The sequence below is a fragment of the Bradyrhizobium sp. 40 genome (assembly GCF_023100925.1).
Lineage (GTDB): Bacteria > Pseudomonadota > Alphaproteobacteria > Rhizobiales > Xanthobacteraceae > Bradyrhizobium.
In genome coordinates, this window is the sequence record NZ_CP064688.1 from 5773882 (window position 1) to 5795949 (window position 22068).

General features: G+C 63.9%; 23 protein-coding genes. 7 read left to right on the plus strand and 16 right to left on the minus strand.

The annotated features are described in order from the left end of the window. Positions 1-14: 14 nt before the first annotated feature. The 5 genes from IVB40_RS27745 to IVB40_RS27765 form a co-directional block, all read right to left on the minus strand. Positions 15-1172: a hypothetical protein gene (locus IVB40_RS27745; protein WP_247816893.1), complete on the minus strand. Its 1158-nt coding sequence runs from the start codon at positions 1170-1172 to the stop codon at positions 15-17. A 32-nt stretch (positions 1173-1204) separates the two neighbouring features. Then, positions 1205-1882 (minus strand): methyltransferase domain-containing protein, encoded by a 678-nt coding sequence (locus IVB40_RS27750; protein ID WP_247816894.1) that lies wholly within the window; start codon positions 1880-1882, stop codon positions 1205-1207. A 37-nt stretch (positions 1883-1919) separates the two neighbouring features. Next, positions 1920-2435 carry an N-acetyltransferase gene (locus tag IVB40_RS27755; protein ID WP_247816895.1) on the minus strand — a complete coding sequence of 172 codons (516 nt, stop codon included), beginning with the start codon at positions 2433-2435 and terminating at the stop codon, positions 1920-1922. A gap of 67 nt (positions 2436-2502) precedes the next feature. Further along, positions 2503-3450: a glycosyltransferase family 2 protein gene (locus IVB40_RS27760; protein ID WP_247816896.1), complete on the minus strand. Its 948-nt coding sequence runs from the start codon at positions 3448-3450 to the stop codon at positions 2503-2505. Between the two features lie 62 nt (positions 3451-3512). Next, positions 3513-4004, minus strand: a complete 492-nt coding sequence (locus tag IVB40_RS27765; protein WP_247816897.1) for an NUDIX domain-containing protein — start codon at positions 4002-4004, stop codon at positions 3513-3515. A gap of 79 nt (positions 4005-4083) precedes the next feature. Between IVB40_RS27765 and IVB40_RS27770 the strand changes: the two genes are divergently transcribed. Further along, positions 4084-4965, plus strand: coding sequence for a metallophosphoesterase (locus IVB40_RS27770; protein WP_247816898.1), 882 nt, complete (start codon positions 4084-4086; stop codon positions 4963-4965). Positions 4966-5093: 128 nt separating this feature from the next. Here the strand turns inward: IVB40_RS27770 and IVB40_RS27775 are convergent, their stop codons facing one another. The 3 genes from IVB40_RS27775 to IVB40_RS27785 all read right to left on the minus strand — a co-directional run bounded on the left by IVB40_RS27775 (position 5094) and on the right by IVB40_RS27785 (position 7716). Continuing rightward, positions 5094-5648, minus strand: coding sequence for a hypothetical protein (locus IVB40_RS27775; RefSeq protein ID WP_027568551.1), 555 nt, complete (start codon positions 5646-5648; stop codon positions 5094-5096). A gap of 199 nt (positions 5649-5847) precedes the next feature. After that, positions 5848-6054: a hypothetical protein gene (locus IVB40_RS27780; protein ID WP_007595122.1), complete on the minus strand. Its 207-nt coding sequence runs from the start codon at positions 6052-6054 to the stop codon at positions 5848-5850. A 30-nt stretch (positions 6055-6084) separates the two neighbouring features. Then, positions 6085-7716: an isocitrate lyase gene (locus IVB40_RS27785; protein WP_247291313.1), complete on the minus strand. Its 1632-nt coding sequence runs from the start codon at positions 7714-7716 to the stop codon at positions 6085-6087. A gap of 228 nt (positions 7717-7944) precedes the next feature. Between IVB40_RS27785 and IVB40_RS27790 the strand changes: the two genes are divergently transcribed. Continuing rightward, positions 7945-9390, plus strand: a complete 1446-nt coding sequence (locus IVB40_RS27790; RefSeq protein WP_247357049.1) for a short-chain fatty acyl-CoA regulator family protein — start codon at positions 7945-7947, stop codon at positions 9388-9390. Positions 9391-9529: 139 nt separating this feature from the next. Here the strand turns inward: IVB40_RS27790 and IVB40_RS27795 are convergent, their stop codons facing one another. Next, positions 9530-9823: an antibiotic biosynthesis monooxygenase gene (locus IVB40_RS27795; protein WP_007607017.1), complete on the minus strand. Its 294-nt coding sequence runs from the start codon at positions 9821-9823 to the stop codon at positions 9530-9532. Between the two features lie 229 nt (positions 9824-10052). Between IVB40_RS27795 and IVB40_RS27800 the strand changes: the two genes are divergently transcribed. Both IVB40_RS27800 and IVB40_RS27805 read left to right on the plus strand, forming a co-directional pair. After that, on the plus strand, positions 10053-10859 hold the full coding sequence (locus IVB40_RS27800) for a hypothetical protein (protein ID WP_247291315.1): 807 nt from the start codon (positions 10053-10055) through the stop codon (positions 10857-10859). A gap of 163 nt (positions 10860-11022) precedes the next feature. After that, a complete protein-coding gene (locus IVB40_RS27805) occupies positions 11023-11364 on the plus strand; it encodes a hypothetical protein (protein ID WP_247816899.1) in 342 nt (113 codons plus the stop codon). Positions 11365-11558: 194 nt separating this feature from the next. Here IVB40_RS27805 and IVB40_RS27810 read toward each other — a convergent pair whose 3' ends face one another. After that, complete coding sequence (locus IVB40_RS27810) at positions 11559-12200, minus strand: tetratricopeptide repeat protein (RefSeq protein ID WP_247816900.1); 642 nt, start codon at positions 12198-12200, stop codon at positions 11559-11561. A 134-nt stretch (positions 12201-12334) separates the two neighbouring features. Next, on the minus strand, positions 12335-13267 hold the full coding sequence (gene htpX, locus IVB40_RS27815; RefSeq protein WP_247816901.1) for a zinc metalloprotease HtpX: 933 nt from the start codon (positions 13265-13267) through the stop codon (positions 12335-12337). A 186-nt stretch (positions 13268-13453) separates the two neighbouring features. On the opposite strand from htpX, the gene IVB40_RS27820 reads away from it, so the two are divergent. The 3 genes from IVB40_RS27820 (at position 13454) to IVB40_RS27830 (ending at position 16808) form a co-directional block, all read left to right on the plus strand. After that, on the plus strand, positions 13454-14755 hold the full coding sequence (locus tag IVB40_RS27820) for a lytic murein transglycosylase (RefSeq protein ID WP_247816902.1): 1302 nt from the start codon (positions 13454-13456) through the stop codon (positions 14753-14755). Between the two features lie 265 nt (positions 14756-15020). Further along, the gene (locus IVB40_RS27825) at positions 15021-15524 is read left to right on the plus strand and encodes a DUF1993 domain-containing protein (RefSeq protein WP_247816903.1); all 504 of its coding nucleotides are present in this window, start codon (positions 15021-15023) and stop codon (positions 15522-15524) included. Between the two features lie 183 nt (positions 15525-15707). Next, on the plus strand, positions 15708-16808 hold the full coding sequence (locus IVB40_RS27830; RefSeq protein ID WP_247816904.1) for an alkene reductase: 1101 nt from the start codon (positions 15708-15710) through the stop codon (positions 16806-16808). Positions 16809-16995: 187 nt separating this feature from the next. Here the strand turns inward: IVB40_RS27830 and IVB40_RS27835 are convergent, their stop codons facing one another. The 5 genes from IVB40_RS27835 to IVB40_RS27855 all read right to left on the minus strand — a co-directional run bounded on the left by IVB40_RS27835 (position 16996) and on the right by IVB40_RS27855 (position 22056). Further along, the gene (locus IVB40_RS27835) at positions 16996-18738 is read right to left on the minus strand and encodes an ABC transporter substrate-binding protein (RefSeq protein WP_035962951.1); all 1743 of its coding nucleotides are present in this window, start codon (positions 18736-18738) and stop codon (positions 16996-16998) included. Positions 18739-18865: 127 nt separating this feature from the next. Further along, positions 18866-19195 (minus strand): DUF2160 domain-containing protein, encoded by a 330-nt coding sequence (locus IVB40_RS27840; RefSeq protein WP_027568539.1) that lies wholly within the window; start codon positions 19193-19195, stop codon positions 18866-18868. 67 nt (positions 19196-19262) lie between these two features. Beyond that, complete coding sequence (locus IVB40_RS27845; protein ID WP_018454979.1) at positions 19263-20069, minus strand: carbohydrate ABC transporter permease; 807 nt, start codon at positions 20067-20069, stop codon at positions 19263-19265. Beyond that, positions 20069-20971, minus strand: coding sequence for a sugar ABC transporter permease (locus IVB40_RS27850; protein ID WP_007595151.1), 903 nt, complete (start codon positions 20969-20971; stop codon positions 20069-20071). Before IVB40_RS27850 ends, IVB40_RS27845 begins: the two co-directional genes overlap by 1 nt. Further along, positions 20971-22056, minus strand: coding sequence for an ABC transporter ATP-binding protein (locus IVB40_RS27855; RefSeq protein WP_027568538.1), 1086 nt, complete (start codon positions 22054-22056; stop codon positions 20971-20973). Before IVB40_RS27855 ends, IVB40_RS27850 begins: the two co-directional genes overlap by 1 nt. Between the last annotated feature and the right edge of the window lie 12 nt (positions 22057-22068).

Consider the following 22068-nt stretch of genomic DNA (forward strand, 5'->3'; position numbering starts at 1 on the left):
CAGCTAGCCGGACTTCATCGTGCTGTGGCTGAGGCGGCCGCTTCGGGGGCCCCCTCTGCCGCCTCCCGAAACAGCACGGCAAACAGCAGGGTCCACAATGTCAGGAGAGAAATGGGGATCGTGTAGTATGGGGTCGCAATCGGATAGGTGAAGAAGAAGGCGAGGTTGAGCGCCAGATTGGCCAACGTGAGCAGCGCGACGCGGCGAATGCCGTTCGCCTGCCGCAACAGCCAGATCGAGCCTGCGATTCCGATGACGATCAGCAAGGTCTGGAGCGGATCGGCGAGATAGTCCCGGACCACCGCGAACGAAAAATCCAGCGGCCTGACATCGGGGTTGTTGCCGTAGGTCGACGCGAACGGACTGCCGGCGTTGACGGCGTAAGAGACGATGGTCGGGATCACGCCGGCCAGCAACGCGACGCCGAACACAGCCCCCTGCAAGAACCGGGACAACGTCCGCTCCGCAAGGAACGCGACGAGGAGAAACACGCCATAGCCGGACGCCAGGAAGAGATTGGCCAACCGAAAATCGACGGTTAATCCGAGCAGGAAACCGATGGGCGCCAGCAGCCAGATCCCCGGTTGGGATCGCGGGCCCGCCAGCCATCGCGCCGTGAGACATCCGGCGAGCGCGCACACGACGACGGTCGGGGCCATCGAATAGCTCGCCTTGACCGGATTGACCATCAGGTAGATCGCAAGACAGGCGAACGTCCCGGCCATCAGGACCGACCTCATGCTGCGCGCGAGAGAAAGGGCAAACAGCGCGAAGCCGAGCACGATAATGGTCGCCAGCATGTACATGGGCACGACCTGGTGACCCGGCGGAAACAACGCCAACACGAGGCCGACACCCGGCGGGTATTGAATGACGACCTTCCCCGTGGCCGGCATCAGATTGTGACAGGGCGCAGCGGTCGTATCGTTCCAGTCCGGGTAGCCGATCTCCTTCAGCTTTGCTTTCTGATAGCCATCGTCGTCGCGGGCGAGGTTGGTGTCGAAGCCCTCCACCAGCCCGAACCTCTGGAATAGATGCGCCTGCCTGAGGTAGCAGATGTCGTCATAGACGCCGCGCGCCTCGCTCCATCGCATCATGGTCCAGAAATGGCCGACCAGCACCGCGAGAAACAACACGGCGAAGACGGCTTTGCTGGTGCGGATTTTGTTCATCGGGATCATGCTGCGGGGGAGGCGGCGCTGCGTTAGCGGAATGCGAGATAGAGATTGGACGATAGCGGGCCGAGCGACAAACCGGTGTAGCCCACGGCGGCGGACTTGGGGGTGGAGGACTTGGCGGCGAGCCCCAGCAGCCGTTTTCGCGTCATCAGGATCAGGTTCTGCTCGTCGGTCCATTCCGACTTGCCGGCGACCCTGCAGGCGATCCTGAAAGTGCCATCCAGATAGTGCGCCAAGGGGATGGCGGTGTGGTGCTCGACCGGAAAGAACCTGTTGGGCACCGTGATGAACACCCGCCGCGCAACGCGGCAAAGCTCCTGGACAAGGAGCACCTGATTTCCATGGCTGCCGGCATGCTCGAGCACGGCATTGGACGTCGCGACATCGAACGCATTGTCGTCAAAGGGCAGCCGTGTATTCGGTTCGATCTGCACGTAACGGCAAAGTGGAAAAGCCGTCTTGAACCCTAATCCTTCGCCGAGCCCGCAGGCCGTGATCTTGTGCTGATGCGGGTAGCTTCGTTCCAGCACGTTGGCGCCGTCGTTGATCACGTCGGACACGCCGACATCCAGTATTTCGTCCGAGGCAGACGGCTGCATCCGGGCGAGGAAATCCTGAAAGATGCGGTCGCGCGCCGCGATCAGCAGCTTTTCCGCCGTGCTCCCGGACGCCACTTCCCGGTAATATTGCTGATCGACCGGCACTGCCCTACCTTCATGTGAGCTTCGAAGCGATGACGCGTCAGGTTCGCGTCTTGCTCCAGTCGGGACCGACCGGACCCGATACGCCTTCGAACGCGCCTTCGACCAGCTCGATGACGAGGAGCCGGCTGTAATCGACCGGGCCCGGCATGGTGACGCGTCCCTTGGCGACCTGCTTGAAGCCGACGCGGCTGTAATAGGGCTCGTCGCCGACTAGAAGCACCAGGCGATGGCCCTGCGCCTTCGCATCCTTCAGCGCGCGCTCGAGCAGCAGCCGGCCGACGCCGCGGCTGCGGAACGGAGGCTCGACCGTCAGGGGCCCGAGCAGCAGTGCCGGCGTGTCGCCGACGCAGATCGGCAATTGCCGGACGGATCCGATCAGCAACGTACCGACGCGGGCGGTGAAGGATAGTTCGAGCACATGATCCACATGCTCGCGGATGCGGTACGCGCTGAGCACGAAGCGGCCGGGTCCGAAGGTGCGTTCGTGCAGCCGCTCGATGGCCTGAGCATCGCCGGCGGCTTCCGACCGGATGGTGAGGGAGAGATCGTTCATCGCGTCGGCGGGATATCACCTTGGAGGGCAGCGGTCCATACGATTGCGCCCGGCTCCGGAGGCAATTTCAGGTCCGCCCGAGCGGCGGTTGGGACAGGTAGGCGAGCATCTTCATTTCCCGCCGGCCGCGCGTCACGGTGTCGAGCACGAGCCCCGAAGAAGCCGAAAGCAGCGCCATGATCATCAGGCCCATGGAGAGCACGGCGGTCGGCAGGCGCGGGACGAGGCCGGTTTCGAGGAAGGTGATCACGACGGGCAATCCGAAAGCGATCGACAGCAGCGCGAAGACGATGCCGATCGCCGAAAAGAAGCGCAGCGGCCGCTCCGACCGATTGAGCTTCAACATCGTGTTGAAGATGCGCAACCCGTCCTGCCAGGTATTGAGCTTGGAGAAGGAGCCCTCCGGGCGCGCGTAGTAGGGCGTCTCGACCTCCGCGACCGGCAGCGACAATTCCAGCGCATAGACCGCGAACTCGGTCTCGATCTCGAAACCGCCGGACAGGACCGGGAAGGATTTGACGAAGCGGCGCGAGAACACGCGGTAACCGGACAGGATGTCCTTGAAGGCGTGACCGAAGGTCGATGCCAGGAAACCGGTGAACAGCCGGTTGCCGATGCGATGACCGCGCCGGTAGGCCGCTTGCGATTGATCGACGCGCAGACCGACAACCATATCCAGATGCTCATCGAGGAGCTGGTCGATCATGCGCGACGCGCTCGGCGCGTCGTAGGTCGCGTCGCCATCGACGAGCACGTAGATGTCGGCCTCGATATCCGCGAACATGCGGCGCACAACGTGACCCTTGCCCTGGCGCCGTTCGCTGCGCACGATCGCGCCGGCCTCGCGCGCGACCGCCGCGGTGCGGTCGGTCGAATTGTTGTCGTACACGAAGACCTCGGCCGCGGGCAGTGCCTTGCGGAAATCGGCGACGACCGTCGCGACGGCGGCTTCCTCATTGTAGCAGGGCACCAGCACGGCGACCCGAAACGGCCATGACCTCGTCGATTCAGACAATCTTCATCCCTCGTCCATGCGCCGACACCGCAGGTGCGGCGATTTACTAGCACAGGGAGCCATCATCGCCACGTCGCAATCCGCGGCCTGTCGTGCAGGACTTCCGCGATCCGCAGCCGCGTGCCGGGCGTGGTCCCCTCGGGCAGCGCGGTGACCGCGAAGAATCCGCACTCGGCGATCTCGCGGTTGGGCGCGGGCAGGCGATCCTGCTTGAACTGCCTGACGACGTAGACCGCGACGTGGTCGCGGCGGGAGACGTGGCTGTTGAGGAAGATGCCGTGCAGCACGGCATCGCCGGTGAGATCGATATCCCCCTCCTCCTTGAGCTCGCGCCGCATCGCCTGCTCCATGGTCTCGCCGAGATCGACGCCGCCGCCGGGCAGGTACCAGCCCGTGATGTAGCTGTGCCTGACCAGGAACACCCTGGTGTCGGCATCCAGCACCACGGCGCGGACGCCGAGCGTCATGCCGCGGATCAGCAGAAAATAGGCGTGGAAAATTCGCCGCAACAGCGGCTCGAATCTCCGTCGGACACTGTTCAGACGTTCTCCCATCGGGCTCCCTCGATGCCCCGCTTGCACGTAGCCTGCGACCTTGCCATTACAGCGGGCGAATAGCGAGGCAATCGCCCCCATGGCCCCCTTCACGCTCGCCCATCTGTCCGACCCGCATCTGCCGCCGCTGCCGAAGCCGCGGTTGATCGAGCTCGCCGGCAAGCGCGCGCTTGGCTATGTCAACTGGACGCGCAACCGTCACAAGTACCAGCGCCGCGAGGTGCTCGACGCACTCGTCGCCGACGTGAAGGCGCAAGGTCCCGATCACATCGCGGTCACGGGCGATCTCGTCAATCTGGCGCTGGAGGCGGAGTTCGCGCCGGCGCGCGCCTGGCTCGACGGCGTCGGTCCGCCCGACCGCGTCACCACGATTCCCGGCAATCACGACGCCTATGTCCGCGCCACCTTTCATCGCTTCGGCGAAACCTTCGCGCCCTATCTTGCGGGTGACGATGGCCGTATCGGCTTTCCGAGCCTGCGCCGACGCGGGCCGCTCGCGCTGATCAGCCTGTCCACGGCGGTGCCCACCTTGCCGTTGATGGCGACAGGCACGCTCGGACGCGATCAGCTCGCGTCCCTCGAAGAGGTGCTCCAACGGCTCGCGGCCGAGGACGTCTTTCGCGTGCTGCTGGTGCATCATCCGCTGAAGTCCGGCGCGCGCCACAAGCGGATGACCGACTCCGCCGGGCTCCTGACGCTTTTGAAACGCCGCGGCGTCGAGCTGATCCTGCACGGGCACGACCACATTCATTCGACGATGTGGTTCGAAGGCCCCAACGGCAACATTCCCGCAATCGGCGTGCCCTCGGCCTCCGCGCTCGCGCACGGGCGCACTCCGGCTGCCGCGTACAATCTGTTCACGATCGAGAAGGACAACACCGGCTGGCGTTGCGAGCAGACGGTGCGGAGCCTGGGGGCTGGATTTCAGATCGGGCAGATCAAGCATGTCAGATTGATCTAGTCCCACGCCGTCATTGCGAGCGAAGCGAAGCAATCCAGAGTCCCTCCGCAGAGGCAGCCTGGATTGCTTCGTCGCCAGCGCAAAATTGCTTCGCAATTTTGTCGCGGGCTCCTCGCAATGACGACGCCTCACCAGCTCCGCAGGGCCGCGAGCACGGCAACCCCGAACAGCGCGGCGGCGCCGAGCACGAACCCCAGCACGAATGGCCAGAGGCGCGAGCGGCGCCGCGGCTGCGCGGCCTCGGGCTTCGGCTCGGGCGGGACCACCATCGCATGCTCGCGCTCGATCATGCGGCGGGCGACATAGTCCGTGACGGCCTCGACGATCACAGCGGTGTCGTGCGATTCGGCGAGCACGATGCGGCCGAAGCGAGTGTCCTGCACGAAGCGGTACATCCGCTTGTCGCGCCCCATCGAGATGTGCGCGACGACGTCGATCCAGAGCCTGGGCGTATCGCCCTGGCTGATGCCGCGGTCGAACAGGTCGATCTTGTCAGGCACCTGCGCGAACAGGGGATCGAGCGAATCGTTGAGGATCTCGAGCCGCGCCACCTCGGCATCGCGCAAATCGACGACGACGCCGGTCCGGTCGGCGGCCTCGATCCGCGCGCGCAACAGCGCATCGCGCAGCCGGACCGGGCGCGGCTGGCTGGGATGGATCCCGCTGGTCTCGGGCTCTGACATTGGCGGCCTCGTCCTCACTTGGCCGGATTAACCTATCAGCAACCAAAGTGTCCGCAAAGGCCCTACAATTCCAGTTACTTACGGTGCCCACAGGTCGTTCACCTGTGCCAAAAACAGACGATCCCACCCGGCTTGCGCCGGATGGGACCCTCCGTCCTTGGACGTCTTCTTATTCAGATTGTCATGTTAGTTCACATTGTCAGGCCGAGACCCGCGACGGCTCTTCCACGATCGAGAAGCGGACGCCGGCCTTGTGGCGGTTCTCTTCCGAGACCGAGCGCCAGGCGTCCTCGGCCTCCTTGCGGGTCTTGAACGGACCCTGCACCTGGGCCGAGCCTTCCACGAGCTTGTGGAAGTTCATCGAACCGAACTCGCCGCCGATCACCCAGAAATTGCTGTTGGTCATTGTCAGTCTCCTGTCGATTAGCGTGATGCGTTAGCCGAACTGGTTCATCGTGTTGTGGGCGCCGCCCGCCTTCAGGGCAGCCTCGCCGGCGAAGTACTCCTTGTGGTCGTCGCCGATGTCGGAGCCGGCCATGTTCTGATGCTTGGCGCAGGCGATACCCTGACGGATCTCGGCGCGCTGGACGTTCTTGACGTAGCCGAGCATGCCCTGGTCCCCGAAATATTCCTTTGCCAGATTGTCGGTCGAGAGCGCCGCCGTGTGATAGGTCGGCAACGTGATCAGGTGGTGGAAGATGCCGGCACGCTTGGCCGAATCCGCCTGGAAGGTACGGATGCGCTCGTCGGCTTCCTTCGCCAGCGGCGTATCGTCGTATTCCACCTTCATCAGCTCGGCGCGATTGTACTTGCTGACGTCCTGGCCCGCTTCCTTCATCGCGTCGTAGACCTGCCAACGGAAGTTGAGGGTCCAGTTGAACGAGGGCGAGTTGTTATAGGCCAGCTTCGCGTTCGGAACCACCTTGCGGATCCGGTCGACCATCTTGGCGATCTGCTCGATATGCGGCTTCTCGGTTTCGATCCAGAGCAGGTCGGCGCCGTTCTGCAGCGAGGTGATGCTGTCGAGGACGCAGCGGTCTTCGCCGGTGCCCGGGCGGAACTGATAGAGATTGGAGGGCAGCCGCTTCGGACGCATCATCTTGCCGTTGCGGTTGATGATGACGTCGCCGTTGCGGGCGTTCTCCGCCGTCACTTCCTCGCAATCCAGGAAGCTGTTGTACTGGTCGCCGAGGTCGCCGGGCTTGTGGCTGACCGCGATCTGCTGGGTCAGGCCGGCACCGAGCGAGTCGGTGCGGGTCACGACGACGCCGTCTTCGACGCCGAGTTCGAGGAAGGCGTGGCGGCAGGCCCGGATCTTGGCCAGGAACACCTCGTGCGGCACGGTGACCTTGCCGTCCTGGTGGCCGCACTGCTTCTCGTCCGAAACCTGGTTCTCGATCTGGAGCGCGCAGGCACCCGCCTCGATCATCTTCTTGGCGAGCAGATAGGTCGCCTCCGCATTGCCGAAGCCGGCGTCGATGTCGGCGATGACAGGCACGACATGGGTCTGGAAGTTGTCGATCTTCTCGATCAACTCCTTCTCTCGGGTCTTGTCGCCTTCTTTGCGGGCCTTATCGAGGTTGCGGAAGATGTCGTTCAGCTCGCGCGAGTCGGCCTGACGCAGGAAGGTGTAGAGCTCTTCGATCAGCGCCGGCACCGAGGTCTTCTCGTGCATCGACTGGTCCGGCAGCGGGCCGAACTCGGAGCGCAGCGCCGCGATCATCCAGCCGGACAGGTACAAATAGGTGCGATCGGTCTTGCCAAAGTGCTTCTTGACCGAGATCAGCTTCTGCTGGGCGATGAAGCCGTGCCAGCAGCCCAGGGACTGCGTGTACTTGGTGGGATCGCCGTCATAGGCGGCCATGTCGGCTCGCATCAGCGCCGCAGTATAGCGGGCGATATCCAGGCCGGTCTTGAAGCGATTCTGCAGGCGCATGCGGGCGACGGCCTCGGCCGACACCCCGTTCCAGGTCGGCTGGGTCTCCAGAAGCGACCGGGCCGCCTCGACCTCACTCTGGTACGAGGCGGGGGCTTGGAGGGTGCTGATACCGCGGGGCTGGTAATTCATGTGCCTGATCCTTTCGCTGACGATGGCAACCGCCATCGACATTCTTGACAATGCATTGCGAGATGCGTGCAGAAGCTAAACGCGAGAACGCTCAGCTCGTACAGTAGGCTTGTATTTGAATGGTGATGTCATGTAACATCGGTACTTGTATTAGATGTCACTTTGTAAATCTTGTAAATTAATTAGGTCAATAAGCCTGCCCTTTGATACCCCTCCGGAGACCTGAGAATGCCCGCCGGTTCCAGCAAGAAGCTCTTCGTCGGCCCGCGCTTCCGGCGGATCCGGCAGCAACTGGGGCTGTCGCAGACCCAGATCGCCGAGGGGCTCGGGATCTCGCCGAGCTATGTCAATCTGATCGAGCGTAACCAGCGTCCGGTGACCGCCCAGATCCTGCTGCGGCTGGCCGAAACCTACGACCTCGACCTGCGCGACCTCGCGAGCGCCGACGAGGATCGCTTCTTCGCCGAACTCAACGAGATCTTCTCCGACCCGCTGTTCCGCCAGATCGACGTTCCCAAGCAGGAATTGCGCGATCTCGCGGAGCTTTGCCCCGGCGTCACCCATGCGCTGCAACGGCTCTATGCCGCCTATACCGAGGCCCGCCAGGGCGAGACGCTCGCCGCGGCACAAATGGCCGACCGCGACGTCGGCACCCGCTATGAGGCCAATCCGGTCGAGCGCGTCCGCGAGCTGATCGAGGCCAACCGCAACTACTTTCCGGAACTCGAGCAGGCCGCGGAGACTCTGCGCGACGAGCTGAACGTGCCGGCCGAAGAGCTTTATGCGGCGCTGGCGGCGCGGCTGCGCGAAAAGCATTCGATCCAGACCCGCATCATGCCGGTGGACGTGATGCGCGAGACGCTGAGGCGCTTCGACCGCCACCGGCGCCAGCTCCTGATTTCCGAGCTGGTCGACCCGCCCGGTCGCGCGTTCCAGCTCGCCTTCCAGCTCGGCCTCATTGAATGCGCGCAGCATCTGGAGACCATCATCGGCCGCGCCGGCCCGCTCGACGACACACCGCGCCGCCTGTTCCGCATCACGCTCGGCAACTATTTCGCGGCCGCCGTGATGATGCCCTACCCGGCTTTCCTGGCTGCGGCGGAAGCGTTGAATTACGACATCCATCTGCTCGCGCAGCGCTTCAATTCCGGTTTCGAGCAGGTCTGCCATCGGCTCACCACCCTGCAGCGGCCGAACGCGCGCGGCATCCCGTTCTTCCTGCTTCGTGTCGACAATGCCGGCAACGTCTCGAAGCGATTTTCATCGGGCACGTTCCCGTTCTCGAAATTCGGCGGCACTTGTCCGTTGTGGAACGTGCACTCGACCTTCGACACGCCTGACCGCCTGCTGAAGCAGGTGATCGAGCTCTCCGACGGCACGCGCTATTTCTCGATCGCGCAGATGGTGCGCCGCCCCGTCGCGCCGCACCCGCTGCCGCAGCCACGCTTCGCCATCGGCCTCGGCTGTGAGATCCGTCACGCCGCGCGCCTCGTCTACGCTGCCGGCATCGATCTGGAGAAAACGGAGGGCACACCGATCGGCGTCAACTGCCGTCTCTGCGAGCGCGAAAACTGCGCCCAGCGCGCCGAGCCGCCGATCACGCGCACGCTGATCCTGGACGAGACGACGCGGCGGGTGAGCTCGTTTGCGTTTTCGAATGCAAGGGAATTGTAAAGCACACCGCTGTCATGCCCCGCGAAGGCGGGGCATCCAGTACGCGGCGGCTTATCGGTTCAATCCCTGCCGTCTCGGAGTACTGGATCGCCCGGTCAAGCCGGGCGATGACAGTTGAATGCGCGGCTGCACCCAATCCCTACGCCAGCGTATGCACGATCACCGGTCCCGCGGCGGCGCGCGCGTCACCTGCAAGCAGCGCGCCGAGATCCTTCTCGATCCAGGCGATCGCACGCCGGTTCGCCTCCTCCGCCTGCTCGAACTTGTCGAAGATCGAAATCGCCGTGACCGTGTCGTCGCCGGCATAGACGACGTAATAGGCGCGGAAGCCGTCGACGTCGCTGATGATCGGAACGGCGCCTTCCTTGATACGGCGCGCCAGCTCTTCGGCGCTCCCGCTTTTCGCCTTGGCCTGACGGATGGCGGCATACATGGCATCCTCCCTTCCGGCTATCTGGTTTGAGGGCTTGGTGCCCGGACCGCATGCTACGCCGAAGCGCGCGAGCAATCCACGCTTGGTTAACCCGGCGCTAATTCAGTTCCGCGATCCGCAACCATCGATTAAGCACGCCTCAACATCGCTGCCTTAGTCTCGCCCCACTCACTTTTCGCAAACAACGGCGGCTTATCCTGCCGCGTGAAGTGACATCAGGGGGTTCATCATGCGCATTGCGTTGCTGCTGACCGCGACCATTGTCGGCGCGCTCTTTGCCAATCCGTCCCATGCCGGACCGCTGGATGCGTCCGCCGGCGCAGCGCAGGCGTTACCGCCGGGCTTCCAGAGCTACCGCGGCTACATGTTCGACCTGTCGGAGAATTCCGACCGCAAGGATGTCGACAAGCTCACCGACAATGTGAAGAGCCAGATCGACGTGGTCGAGGCTGCCGGCCTTTCGCCGCGCGTGCTGCGCTTCTTCCGCACCGTCCCGATCATCGCCAGCGAGCTCGCCTGCCTCGACGAGGGCGCCGCGACCGCCTGCTACGGCCGGGTCACGCCCGACATCCAGCGCACCGCTCCCCGCACGCTGACGGTCTGGGACCCCAACAAGCAGCGCTGGAGCAATCCGAACGCCGTCGACCTCGCGGTCGATTCCGGCCTCGGCGTGATCATGCTACGGCCGGACATGATGCGGTACGAAAAGGAAGCCGTGCTGCTGCACGAGCTCCTGCACGCCTACCACGCGCGGCTGTTGCCGGACGGCTACGCCAACAAGGGCGTGATCGGCTACTACGCCTACGCCAAGTCCAAGGATCTCCTGCCCAAGGAATCCTACGCGCTGAAGAATCACATGGAATTCTTTGCCGTGACCGCCAGCATCTTCCTGGCCGGGAAGAGCGAATTCCACGACCCGAAGTCGCGCGAGGCGCTCAAGGAGAAGCTGCCGGACTATTACAAATATCTGGTGGGCGTGTTCGGCTTCGACCCCGATCCGGCAGCGACAAGCGGCCCGGTCGCCTCGCTGAAGTAAGGCAAAAAACGCCAAACCAAGCCAGAGAGCCGCGCGCGTAGCGCGGCTTTTTTGTTTTGGTCACCGGAAGCTGCGGATGACGCGCGGCCGGGAATTGCCAAGGGAGGGCCCGATCTGCATAGTCCGCCCGCATCGATATTGTTTTCGAAGAGGATAGAACAACATGGCGGACGCCGACCTGGATGTCGTGATCCGGCAACTGGCCAGACAGCTGCATACGGGCCTGATGTCCCGCGCCAAGGAGCGGCGGGATCGATTCAACGGCCTTGCGGCCAAGGCCAAGAGCAAGGAGACCGGCGACCGCTTCAAGATGATGGCCAAGGCCACCATGGAGCAGGCCATCGCCGCCGCCAAGCGCCTGCAGATGTCCGCCGACAACGTCGCCGACAGCTACGCGCGGTCGATGCGGATTGCCGCCAGCACACCGGTCGCGGTGAAGGTGGAGAACAAGCCCGCCAAGGAGAAGCCGGTGAAGAAGGCGAAGAAGGCCAAAGCCAAGAAGTAGGCGCGCACTTTCTTCCTTCTCCCCTTGTGGGAGAAGGTGGCGCGAAGCGCCGGATGAGGGGTTGTTTCCGCGAATTCAACTGCAGCAGGCTCACGCGCGGAGAGATACCCCTCACCCGTCTCGCCGCTTCGCGGCGAGCCACCCTCTCCCACAAGGGGAGAGGGTTGCAGCGGCGCACGCAGCTCTAGATATCTCTACCGCAATGGCGCGGCGAGCCGGGTCGGCTCGGCGCTCGCCAGTTCGGCGAGTTTTGCGCGCGCTGCATCGCGGGTACGGGCATCCTTGCCGGCGGGTAGCGCCAGCGCGGCCTCGAAATCGGCGCGCGCCTCATTTGCCTGGCCGCGGGCGAGGAAGGCGAGGCCGCGGTCGAGCCGAGGCTGCGCATCCGAGGGGTCGAGGCGGACCGCCGTGTTGTAGCTCAGAATCGCGCGATCGAGATCGCCGGCGGCCGCGAGCGCGAGACCGCGCTGGTGATAGGGCGCGGCGTGCCTGGGATCATGCGCGATCGCCTCGTCGTAATCCTCGATGGCAAGTTCGAGATCGCCATTCTGCCGGCGCGCCAGTGCCCGATCGCGATAGAGCGAGGCGCGGTTGGGATTGAGGTGGATGGCCTCGTCGAAATCCGCGATCGCCCGCCGCCAGTCGCTGTGGCGCAGCGCGATCCGTCCGCGCCCCTCATAGGCGAAAGCGATCAGCGAGCCGCGCAGCGGCGAGAAGCCGATCACCGCCGAACAGATGTCGGGCTCGTCCTCGTCTCCGCAATTGACGACGGTGTGCGTGGAGAGGCCAATCAGCGCACCCACGACAATCAACAATGGTACTGCAGCTTTGGTCATCTTCGACGGTGGCAGGCGGAGGGCCGGCCACGCATCCCCTTTCGCAGGAACTGTCACGGCAGGGTGTTAACACCGGCCGGGACCGTCCTGTGTGCGACAGGTCACAAAGCGCGCAAATTAGAGCCGCTGCTGCGTCAGCCCCAAGGCCCGCGCGAGGACGAGCGGCCCCACGGGCTCCGCGGCGGATAGTTCTCATTGGCGCCGACCGACGGCGACGCCTGCGCGCCAAGCTCGGCTGCGAGCTGCTGAAGCGCCGCGATGCGATTCTGCGTCGAGGGATGGGTGGCGAACAAATTGCCGACGCCGTGGCCCGACAGCGGGTTGATGATGAACATGTGCGCGGTGGCGGGATTTCGCTCCGCCTCGACATTCGGGACCTGATGCGCAGCGCCTTCGATCTTCACCAGCGCCGATGCCAGCCACATCGGCTGACCGGCGATGCGTGCGCCGAGATTGTCCGCGGCGTATTCGCGCGTGCGACTGATCGCCATCTGCACAAGCATGGCGCCGATCGGGGCGAGGATCATCATCAGGATCGAACCGACGATGCCCGGACCATTGTTGTCGCGGTTGCCTCCGAAGAACATGCCGAACTGCGCCAGCATCGAGATCGCACCCGCAATGGTCGCGGTCACGGTCATCAGCAGCGTGTCGTGGTGCTTGATGTGGGCAAGCTCGTGCGCGATCACGCCGGCGAGCTCCTCGCGGCTGAGCTGGCGCATCAACCCGGTGGTGACCGCGACCGCGGCATTCTCCGGATTGCGCCCGGTGGCAAAGGCGTTGGGCTGCGGCTCGTCCATCAGGAACACGCGCGGCATCGGCAAGTGGGCGCGGCCCGCAAGCTCGGCCACGAGCCCGACCAGCTCCGGCGCGCTGCCGCGGTCGACCTCATGGGCGCCATACATGGACAGCACCATCCGGTCGGAGTTCCAGTAGGTGAAGAGATTGGTCGCCGCGGCAACGATGAGCGCAATCATGGCGCCGCTAGCACCGCCGATCAGATAGCCGACGCCCATGAACAGGGCGGTGAGGCCTGTGAGCAGCATTGCGGTACGAAAATAGTTCATGGCCGTCTCCCGGGGCCGGCCGTGGCCGCTGGAGGGATTGCGGGCCGGCAAGCATGAGGTAGGGATGACCCCGGCCCGCCCGCAAGGTTTCCGGGTGCGTCGCGGAGCCGCGGCACTGGTTTGAAGTCAATCGTTCCATTAAGCTTGGCCAAGAATCCAAGCGTCTCCTCCCCTTGCGGAAACCTCATGCTCCAGACCCGATTTGCGATCGCGGCCGCCGCCCTGCTCACGCTCGCCCTTCCCGCCTCTGCCCAGTTCGCTCCGCCACCCGCAAAGCCGGCGGCCGCCAGGGCCACCGCGCCGTCGCCGCGCGCGGCGTCGTGCCACAACGGGGCGAACTTCGATCGCTTCCTGGCCGACGTGAAACAGCAGGCCGTTGTCGCCGGCGTGTCGCAGCGGACGATCGCGGCGGCCTCGCCTTACCTCGTCTACGACCAGGGCATCGTCAATCGCGACCGCGGCCAGCGCGTGTTCGGCCAGCTCTTCACCGAATTTGCCGGCCGCATGGCCGCGCCCTATCGCATGCAGAACGGCCAGCAGCACATCAAGCAACATGCGGCCGCGTTCGCGCGCGCGGAGAAAGAATACGGCGTGCCGCCGGCGGTGATCGCCGCGTTCTGGGGACTGGAGAGCGACTTCGGCGTCAACATGGGCAATTTGCCGACGCTGAAGTCGCTGGTGTCGCTGGCCTATGATTGCCGCCGCTCGGAGATGTTCGTGAACGAGACCATCGCCGCGCTGAAGATCATCGACCGCGGTGATTTGCATCCCGACGAGATGGTCGGCTCCTGGGCCGGCGAGCTCGGACAGACCCAGTTCCTGCCCGTGCATTACGTCAACTATGCCGTCGACTACGACGGCGACGGACGTCGCGATCTCCTCCGCAGCGAGGACGACGTGATCGGCTCGACCGCGAACTACATTGCCAACGGATTGAAGTGGCGGCGCGGTGAGCCGTGGCTGGAAGAGATCAAGGTGCCGCAAAACCTGCCCTGGGATCAGACCGACCTCACGGTGCAGCTGCCGCGCTCGAAATGGGCGCAGCTCGGGGTGACCTATCCCGACGGGAGGCCGCTGCCGACCGACAATCTTGCGGCGTCGGTGCTGCTGCCGATGGGTCGGAACGGGCCGGCCTTCATGGCGTACCCGAATTTCGCGGCATACACCGAGTGGAATAACTCGCTGATCTATTCGACCACCGCAGGTTATCTCGCCACCCGCATCGCGGGCGCGGCTCCGATGCGAAAGCCGTCCACACCGGTCGCGCAGCTGCCGTTCAACGAGCTCAAGCAATTGCAGCAGCTTCTGGTCCAGGCCGGCTTCAATGTAGGCAAGGTCGACGGCGTGCTGGGCCAGCAGAGCCGCGCCGCAGTGAAGGCGATGCAGATCAAATACGGTCTGCCGGCCGATTCCTGGCCGACCGCGGAGCTTTTGGCCCGGATGCGCGGTGGCACGGCGCAGGCGCAGCCTGCGGCGACGATCCGCTAAGCACTAGAATCGCAGTCATGCCCCGCGAAAGCGGGGCATCCAGTACGCCGCGGCCTATCCATTCAATCACAGCTGCCCCGGAGTACTGGATCGTCCGGTCAAGCCGGACGATGACAGCGAGGTATGGCGCCGACAGCACCACAAGCCCGCTCGGTAGAATTTTCGCACTGCACAAGCCGCTTTTGCAATTGTATTTTTCCATGAGGTTCCCATGTGAGTGGCTCAGGTTTCTCCTGAGATTTCCCACCACAAGAGCGAGCATCACATGTCCTTCCACGACGCCGTCGTTCCCGCCTATTTGCAAATGCTGAACAGCCTGACCGGCCTGCTCACGAAAGCCGAGGCGCATTGTGCGGCCAAGAAGGTCGATCCCGCCGTCCTGCTCGGCTCCCGCTTGTTTCCGGACATGCTGCCGCTTTCGAAGCAGATCCAGCTGGTCACCGATTTCGCAGCCAAAGGGTGCGCCCGGCTGACCCATAGCGACGTGCCGTCCACACCGGACACCGAGACCAGCTTTGCGGAGCTGAAGCAGCGCCTGGCGAAGACCATCGATTATGTGAAATCATTCAAACCGGAGCAGTTCGAGGGCGCCGACACCAAGGACGTCACCTTCCCGGCCGGCCCCGACAAGTCCATCACCATGAAGGGCCAGCAATTCCTGAGCGCGTTCTCGCTGCCGAACTTCTATTTCCACGCCGCGACCGCCCACGGCCTTCTGCGCCACGCCGGCGTCGAGATCGGCAAGCGCGATTTCCTCGGCGCGAACTAGTACCCGATTATTCAGGCGGCCGCGGCGGGAGATCGAATCTGCTGCCGCGGCTGAAATTGCACATGCTTTATGCTGCGCGGCTCCGCTGCGCATCTCGCCTGCAGTTTCGGTATGGCTCCTCCCTTGCGCTGATTGCCGCGATGCACAAGTGTTCCGGATCTCTCACCGCCTGGAAGCATTCTCATGAGCCGTTCGACCAAATTGTTTGAGACCTACAAGCTCGGCCCGATCACGCTGGCCAACCGCCTGGTGATGGCGCCGCTGACGCGCAACCGCGCCGTTCCCGGCACCTTCGTACCGAGCCCGCTTGCGGCGGATTATTACGGCCAGCGCGCTTCCGCGGGCCTTCTGATCACCGAAGCGAGCCAGGTCTCGCAGCAGGGCCAGGGCTACCAGGACACGCCCGGCATCTACTCCAAGGAGCAGGTTGCCGGCTGGCGCAAGGTCACCGATCAGGTGCACCAGCGCGGCGGCAAGATCTTCATCCAGCTCTGGCATGTCGGCCGCATCTCGCATGTCGACCTTCAGGCCAATGGCGCAGCCCCGGTGGCGCCGAGCGCAATCCGCGCCAAGGGCAAGACTTTCGTCAACGGCGGCTTCGCCGACGTCTCCGAGCCCCGTGCGCTCGAACTCTCCGAAATTCCAGGGATCATCGACGATTTCAAGCGCGCCACGAAGAACGCGCTCGAGGCCGGCTTCGACGGCGTCGAGATCCACGGCGCCAACGGCTATCTGCTCGAGCAGTTCGCCAAGGACGGCACCAACAAGCGTACCGACGCCTATGGCGGCTCGCTCGAGAACCGCGCGCGGCTGATGCTGGAAGTCTCCAAGGCTGTCGTCGCCGAGGCCGGCGCCGAGCGCACCGGCATCCGCATCTCGCCCGTGACGCCGGCCAACGACATTTCGGAGTCGAACCCGCAAGCCCTCTACAACCATATCGTCGACGGTCTCGCCGCGCTGAAGCTCGTCTATCTCCACGTCGTCGAAGGCGCCACCGGCGGTCCGCGCGACATCGCGCCATTCGACTATGCGGGCCTGCGCAAGCGCTTCCCCGGCGCCTACATCGCCAACAACGGCTATGATTTCGATCTCGCCAGCAAGGTGCTGGACGCCAACGCGGCCGATCTCATCGCCTTCGGCAAGCCGTTCATCTCCAACCCCGATCTCGTCGAGCGGCTGAAGACGGGCGCGACGCTGAACGACTGGGACAAGAATACCTTCTACGGTGGTGGCGCGAAGGGATACACGGACTACCCCGCGCTGGCGGCCGAACCGGCGGAGTAAGGCGTCGTCGTCGCTCCATCCTCCGTCATTGCGAGGAGCGAAGCGACGAAGCAATCCAGACTACGTCCGTGGAAAGACTCTGGATTGCTTCGCTTCGCTCGCAATGACGGTGGAAGCAAAATCCCCGACAATAAAAAGAAAAAAGGCCGGGATTGCTCCCGGCCTTTCGTCGTTATGTTGATATGCCTTACTGCAGCGAAGCGCGCTTCGGGGGCTGGGCCGGCCACGACTTGATCAGGGTGTCGTAGTCGACCGTCTCGCCCTTCGGCTTCTCGTTGGCGAGCTTGCGCTGGGGAGCAATCGTGCCGTCCTTCTGGGCCTTGGCGAACCAGTACTCGGCCGTCTCCTTCTTGTGCAGCTTCGGACCGCAGGCGCCCTGCACGCCGGACTTCTCCAGACGCTCCATCACGGAGTCCTGAGCAGCGGCGAGCGAGTCCATCGCGGCTTGCGGCGTCTTCGCACCGGACGACGCATCGCCGATGTTCTGCCACCACAGCTGCGCCAGCTTCGGATAGTCGGGCACGTTGTTGCCGGTCGGGGTCCACTGCACGCGCGCGGGCGAGCGGTAGAACTCGATCAGGCCGCCGAGCTTCGGCGCACGCTCCGTGAACGACTTGTCCCAGATGTCGGATTCACGGATGAACGTGAGACCGACATGGCTCTTCTTCAGCGAAACCGTCTTGGAGACGATGAACTGGAGGTAGAGCCAGGCCGCCTTGCGGCGATCCGCCGGGGTCGACTTCAGCAGCGTCACCGAGCCGGCGTCCTGGTAGCCGAGCTTCATGCCTTCCTTCCAGTACGAACCGTGCGGCGAGGGGGCCATACGCCACTTCGGCGTACCGTCCGCGTTCATCACGGCAATGCCCGGCTTCACCATGTCGGCGGTGAAAGCGGTGTACCAGAACATCTGCTGGGCGATGTTGCCCTGCGCCGGCACCGGACCCGACTCGGAGAAGGTCATGCCCTGCGCCTGCGGCGGAGCATACTTCTTCATCCACTCGAGGTACTTGGTGATCGAGTAGACCGCGGCCGGACCGTTGGTGTCGCCGCCACGCTCGACCGATGAGCCGACCGGACGGCAGCCTTCCATGCGGATGCCCCATTCGTCGACCGGCAGACCGTTCGGGATGCCCTTGTCGCCGTTACCGGCCATCGACAGCCAGGCGTCGGTGAAACGCCAACCGAGCGACGGGTCCTTCTTGCCATAGTCCATATGGCCATAGACCTTGACGCCGTTGATCTCCTTGATGTCGTTGGTGAAGAACTCGGCGATGTCTTCATAGGCTGACCAGTTCACGGGCACGCCGAGCTCGTAGCCATACTTGGCCTTGAACTTGGCCTTGTAATCGGCGTTGGTGAACCAGTCGTAGCGGAACCAGTACAGGTTCGCGAACTGCTGGTCGGGCAGCTGATAGAGCTTGCCGTCCGGCGCCGTGCCGAATGACTTGCCGATGAAGTCGTTGACGTCGAGCATGGGGTCGGTGACGTCCTTGCCCTCGCCGGTCATGTAGTCCGACAGCGCGATGGTCTGGCCGTAGCGGAAATGCGTGCCGATCAGGTCGGAATCGTTGATCCAGCCGTCGTACACGTTCTTGCCGGACTGCATCTGGGTCTGCAGCTTCTCGACGACGTCACCTTCCTGGATGATGTCGTGCTTGAGCTTGATGCCGGTGAGCTCGGAGAACGCCTTGGCCAGCGTCTGCGACTCGTATTCGTGGGTCGTGATGGTTTCGGAGACCACGTTGATCTCCATGCCCTTGAAGGGCTCGGCAGCCTTGGCGAACCACTCCAGCTCCTTCTTCTGGTCTTCCTTCGACAGCGTCGAGGGCTGGAATTCCGCGATCCACTTCTGGATCGCGGCGTCGTCGGCGGCGCGCACCGGCGCCGAGACGGCCAGCGACACCGCGACGATGGCGGCGACGCTGGACATCGTCAGAAAGCTATTCTTGGTCAATGGACGTTCCCTTCTCCTAAACTGCCGCATGTTATTCCTCCGTTGCAGCGACAAACTTTTTACAGGCCCGGGTTGGTCCCGGATCTGGCCGTTCCTTCGCGGGCTAGACCGTGCGGAAAATGAGTACGGCCGTGGCCAGCGAAATTCCTGATGCGATCCAAAGGCGCGAAATTTCAAGTCCGTCCTCGCCGATCGGCAGCGTGGCGAGGGCGTCGGTGCCGGCGAAGGCGATCCACAGCAAGTGGATGACCGCTGCCGTGATGAGGGAGATGAACAGGCGGTCGCCGCGCGTGGTGGGGATGCGCAGCACGCCGACGCGCTCGGCTTCGGGATAGGCCACCCCAAGCCAAGTCATCACGGCGAGCGTGCAGGCGAGCGCAACAAAGAAGATTGCCGTCGGCGGCGTCCAGGCCATCCATGCAATAGCTTCCATGCTCTTACTCCTTGCGCATGATCTGGTCCGAAAACCGGTTTCCACTTTTCGGGATCATGCGCATCTCCTAGACCCGACCGAGCGCGAAACCGCTCGCGATGTAATTGCGGACGAACCAGATCACGAGTGCGCCCGGGATGATCGTCAGCACGCCGGCCGCAGCCAGCAGTCCCCAGTCCATGCCCGCGGCCGACACCGTGCGCGTCATGATCGCCGCGATCGGCTTGGCCGAGACCGAGGTCAGCGTGCGCGCGAGCAGCAGCTCGACCCAGGAGAACATGAAGCAGAAGAAGGCGGCGACGCCAATGCCGCTCGCAATCAACGGCACCAGGATCTTGATGAAGAAGCGCGGAAAGGAATAGCCGTCGAGGAAAGCGGTCTCGTCGATCTCGCGCGGCACGCCGGAGACGAAGCCTTCCAGGATCCACACCGCCAGCGGGACGTTGAAGATGCAGTGCGCGAGCGCGACCGCCCAGGGCGTATCGAACAGCCCGATCGCCGAATAGAGGTTGAAGAACGGCAGTGCATAAACCGCGGCCGGCGCCATGCGGTTCGACAGCAGCCAGAAGAACAGATGCTTGTCGCCGAGGAAGCGGTAGCGCGAGAACGCGTAGGCCGCCGGCAGCGCCACCGAGATCGAGATGATGGTGTTGAGGACGACATATTCCAGCGAGTTGATATAGCCGGAATACCAGCTCTCGTCGGTGAAGATGCGCTTGTAATGCTGGAGCGTCGGGGCGTGCGGCCACAGCGTCATCGTCGAGACGATCTCGGCGTTGGTCTTGAAGCTCATGTTGACGAGCCAGTAGATCGGCAACAGCAGGAAGATCAAAAACAGCGCCATGATGAGACGGCGGCCGGGGATCGAATGCATCACACGGCTCCTTCATGCGATTTCCGGTCGGCGCCGGCATTGGTCATGACGGTGTAGAAGATCCAGCAGACGATCAGGATGATGAGATTGTAGACCAGCGACAGCGCGGCGGCCTTGCCGAGGTCGAACTGGCCGAGCGCGATCTTGACCAGCTCGATCGACACGAAGGTCGTCGAGTTGCCGGGCCCGCCGCCCGTCACCACGAACGGCTCGGTGTAGATCATGAAACTGTCCATGAAGCGCAGCAGCACCGCGATCAGCAGCACGCGGTTCATCTTCGGCAGCTGGATCGCCTTGAACACCGCCCAGCGCGAGGCGCCGTCGATCTGCGCCGCCTGGTAATACGCTTCCGGAATCGATTTCAGGCCGGCGTAGCAGAGCAGCGCGACCAGGCTGGTCCAGTGCCAGACGTCCATCACGATGACGGTGACCCAGGCGTCGATGTCGTTGGAGACGTAATTGTAGTCGATGCCGATGGCATTGAGGACATAACCGAGCAGGCCGATGTCGGGCCGGCCGAAGATCTGCCAGATCGTGCCGACCACGTTCCACGGGATCAGCAACGGCAGCGCGAGGATGACGAGGCAGGCTGCAACCGTCCAGCCCTGGCGCGGCATCGACAGCGCGACGACGATGCCGAGCGGTACCTCGATCGCGAGGATCACCAGGGAGAAGAACAGATTGCGGCCGAGCGAAGCGAGGAAGCGGCCGCCGAGGTCGGTGGAAGGATCGAGCAGCTCCTTGAACCAGCCGACACCGTTCCAGAAGAACTGGTTGTTGCCGAAGGTGTCCTGCATCGAATAGTTCACCACCGTCATCAGCGGCAGCACTGCCGAGAAGGCGACGACCAGGAACACCGGCAGCACCAGGAACCAGGCTTTTTGGTTGACGGTCTTGTCCATCAGGCGGCTCCCTCCACCAGAAGGCTGTCGGCATAGACGTGGACGTGCGACGGATCGAATTTCAGGCCGGCCGTGCCGTCCGGGCTGGTGAAGCCGGCCGGTGCGCGGGCCGCGAGTTTTGCATCACCGAGCCGCGCACGCGCGAAGCGAATGCGGCCGAGGTCGTCGACGCGTTCGATCTTCGCACTGAGCAGGCCGGGCGCAGGCGCGACGGCCTCAACGAATTCCGGACGGACGCCGATCTCGATCTTCGCGCCATCAGGCAGCTTGTCGTAGCTGCGGTTGAGCGCGATCACGTGACCGCCGATCCTGGCCTCACGGCCCCTCACCTCGGCCGGCAGAATGTTCATGCCGGGCGAGCCGATGAAATAGCCGACGAAGGTGTGCGCCGGCTTGTCGAACAGCTCGGCCGGCGTGCCGCTCTGCACCACGCGGCCGTCATGCATGACCACCACGGTGTCGGCGAAGGTCAGCGCCTCGGTCTGGTCGTGGGTGACGTAGATCATCGTCAGGTCGAGCTCGCGATGCAGCGCCTTCAGCTTGGAGCGGAGCTGCCATTTCAGCTCGGGGTCGATCACGGTGAGCGGCTCGTCGAACAGCACGGCGGCGACGTCGGAGCGGACGAGGCCGCGGCCGAGCGATATCTTCTGCTTGGCATCGGCCGTGAGCCGCGTCGCCTTGCGGTTCAGATAGGGCTCGAGGTCGAGCAGGCGGCCGATCTCGGCGACGCGCTTGTCGATCTCGGCCTTCGGCACGCCGCGGTTCTTCAGAGGGAACGCCAAATTCTGCCCCACAGTCATGGTGTCGTAGATCACCGGAAACTGGAACACCTGGGCGATGTTGCGCTTCTGGGTTGACAGCGGTGTGATGTCCTCGCCGTCGAACAGGATTTTGCCTCGCGACGGCGTGATAATGCCGGAGATGACGTTGAGCAGCGTGGTCTTGCCGCAGCCGGACGGCCCAAGAAGCGCATAGGCTCCGCCCTGCCGCCAAGTCATGGTGACGGGCTTCAGCGCAAAACTGTCCTGCGGCGCATCATTGCCGCCGTAGGAGTGCGCGAGATCGACGAGGTCAATGCGGGCCATGTCGCATCCCCC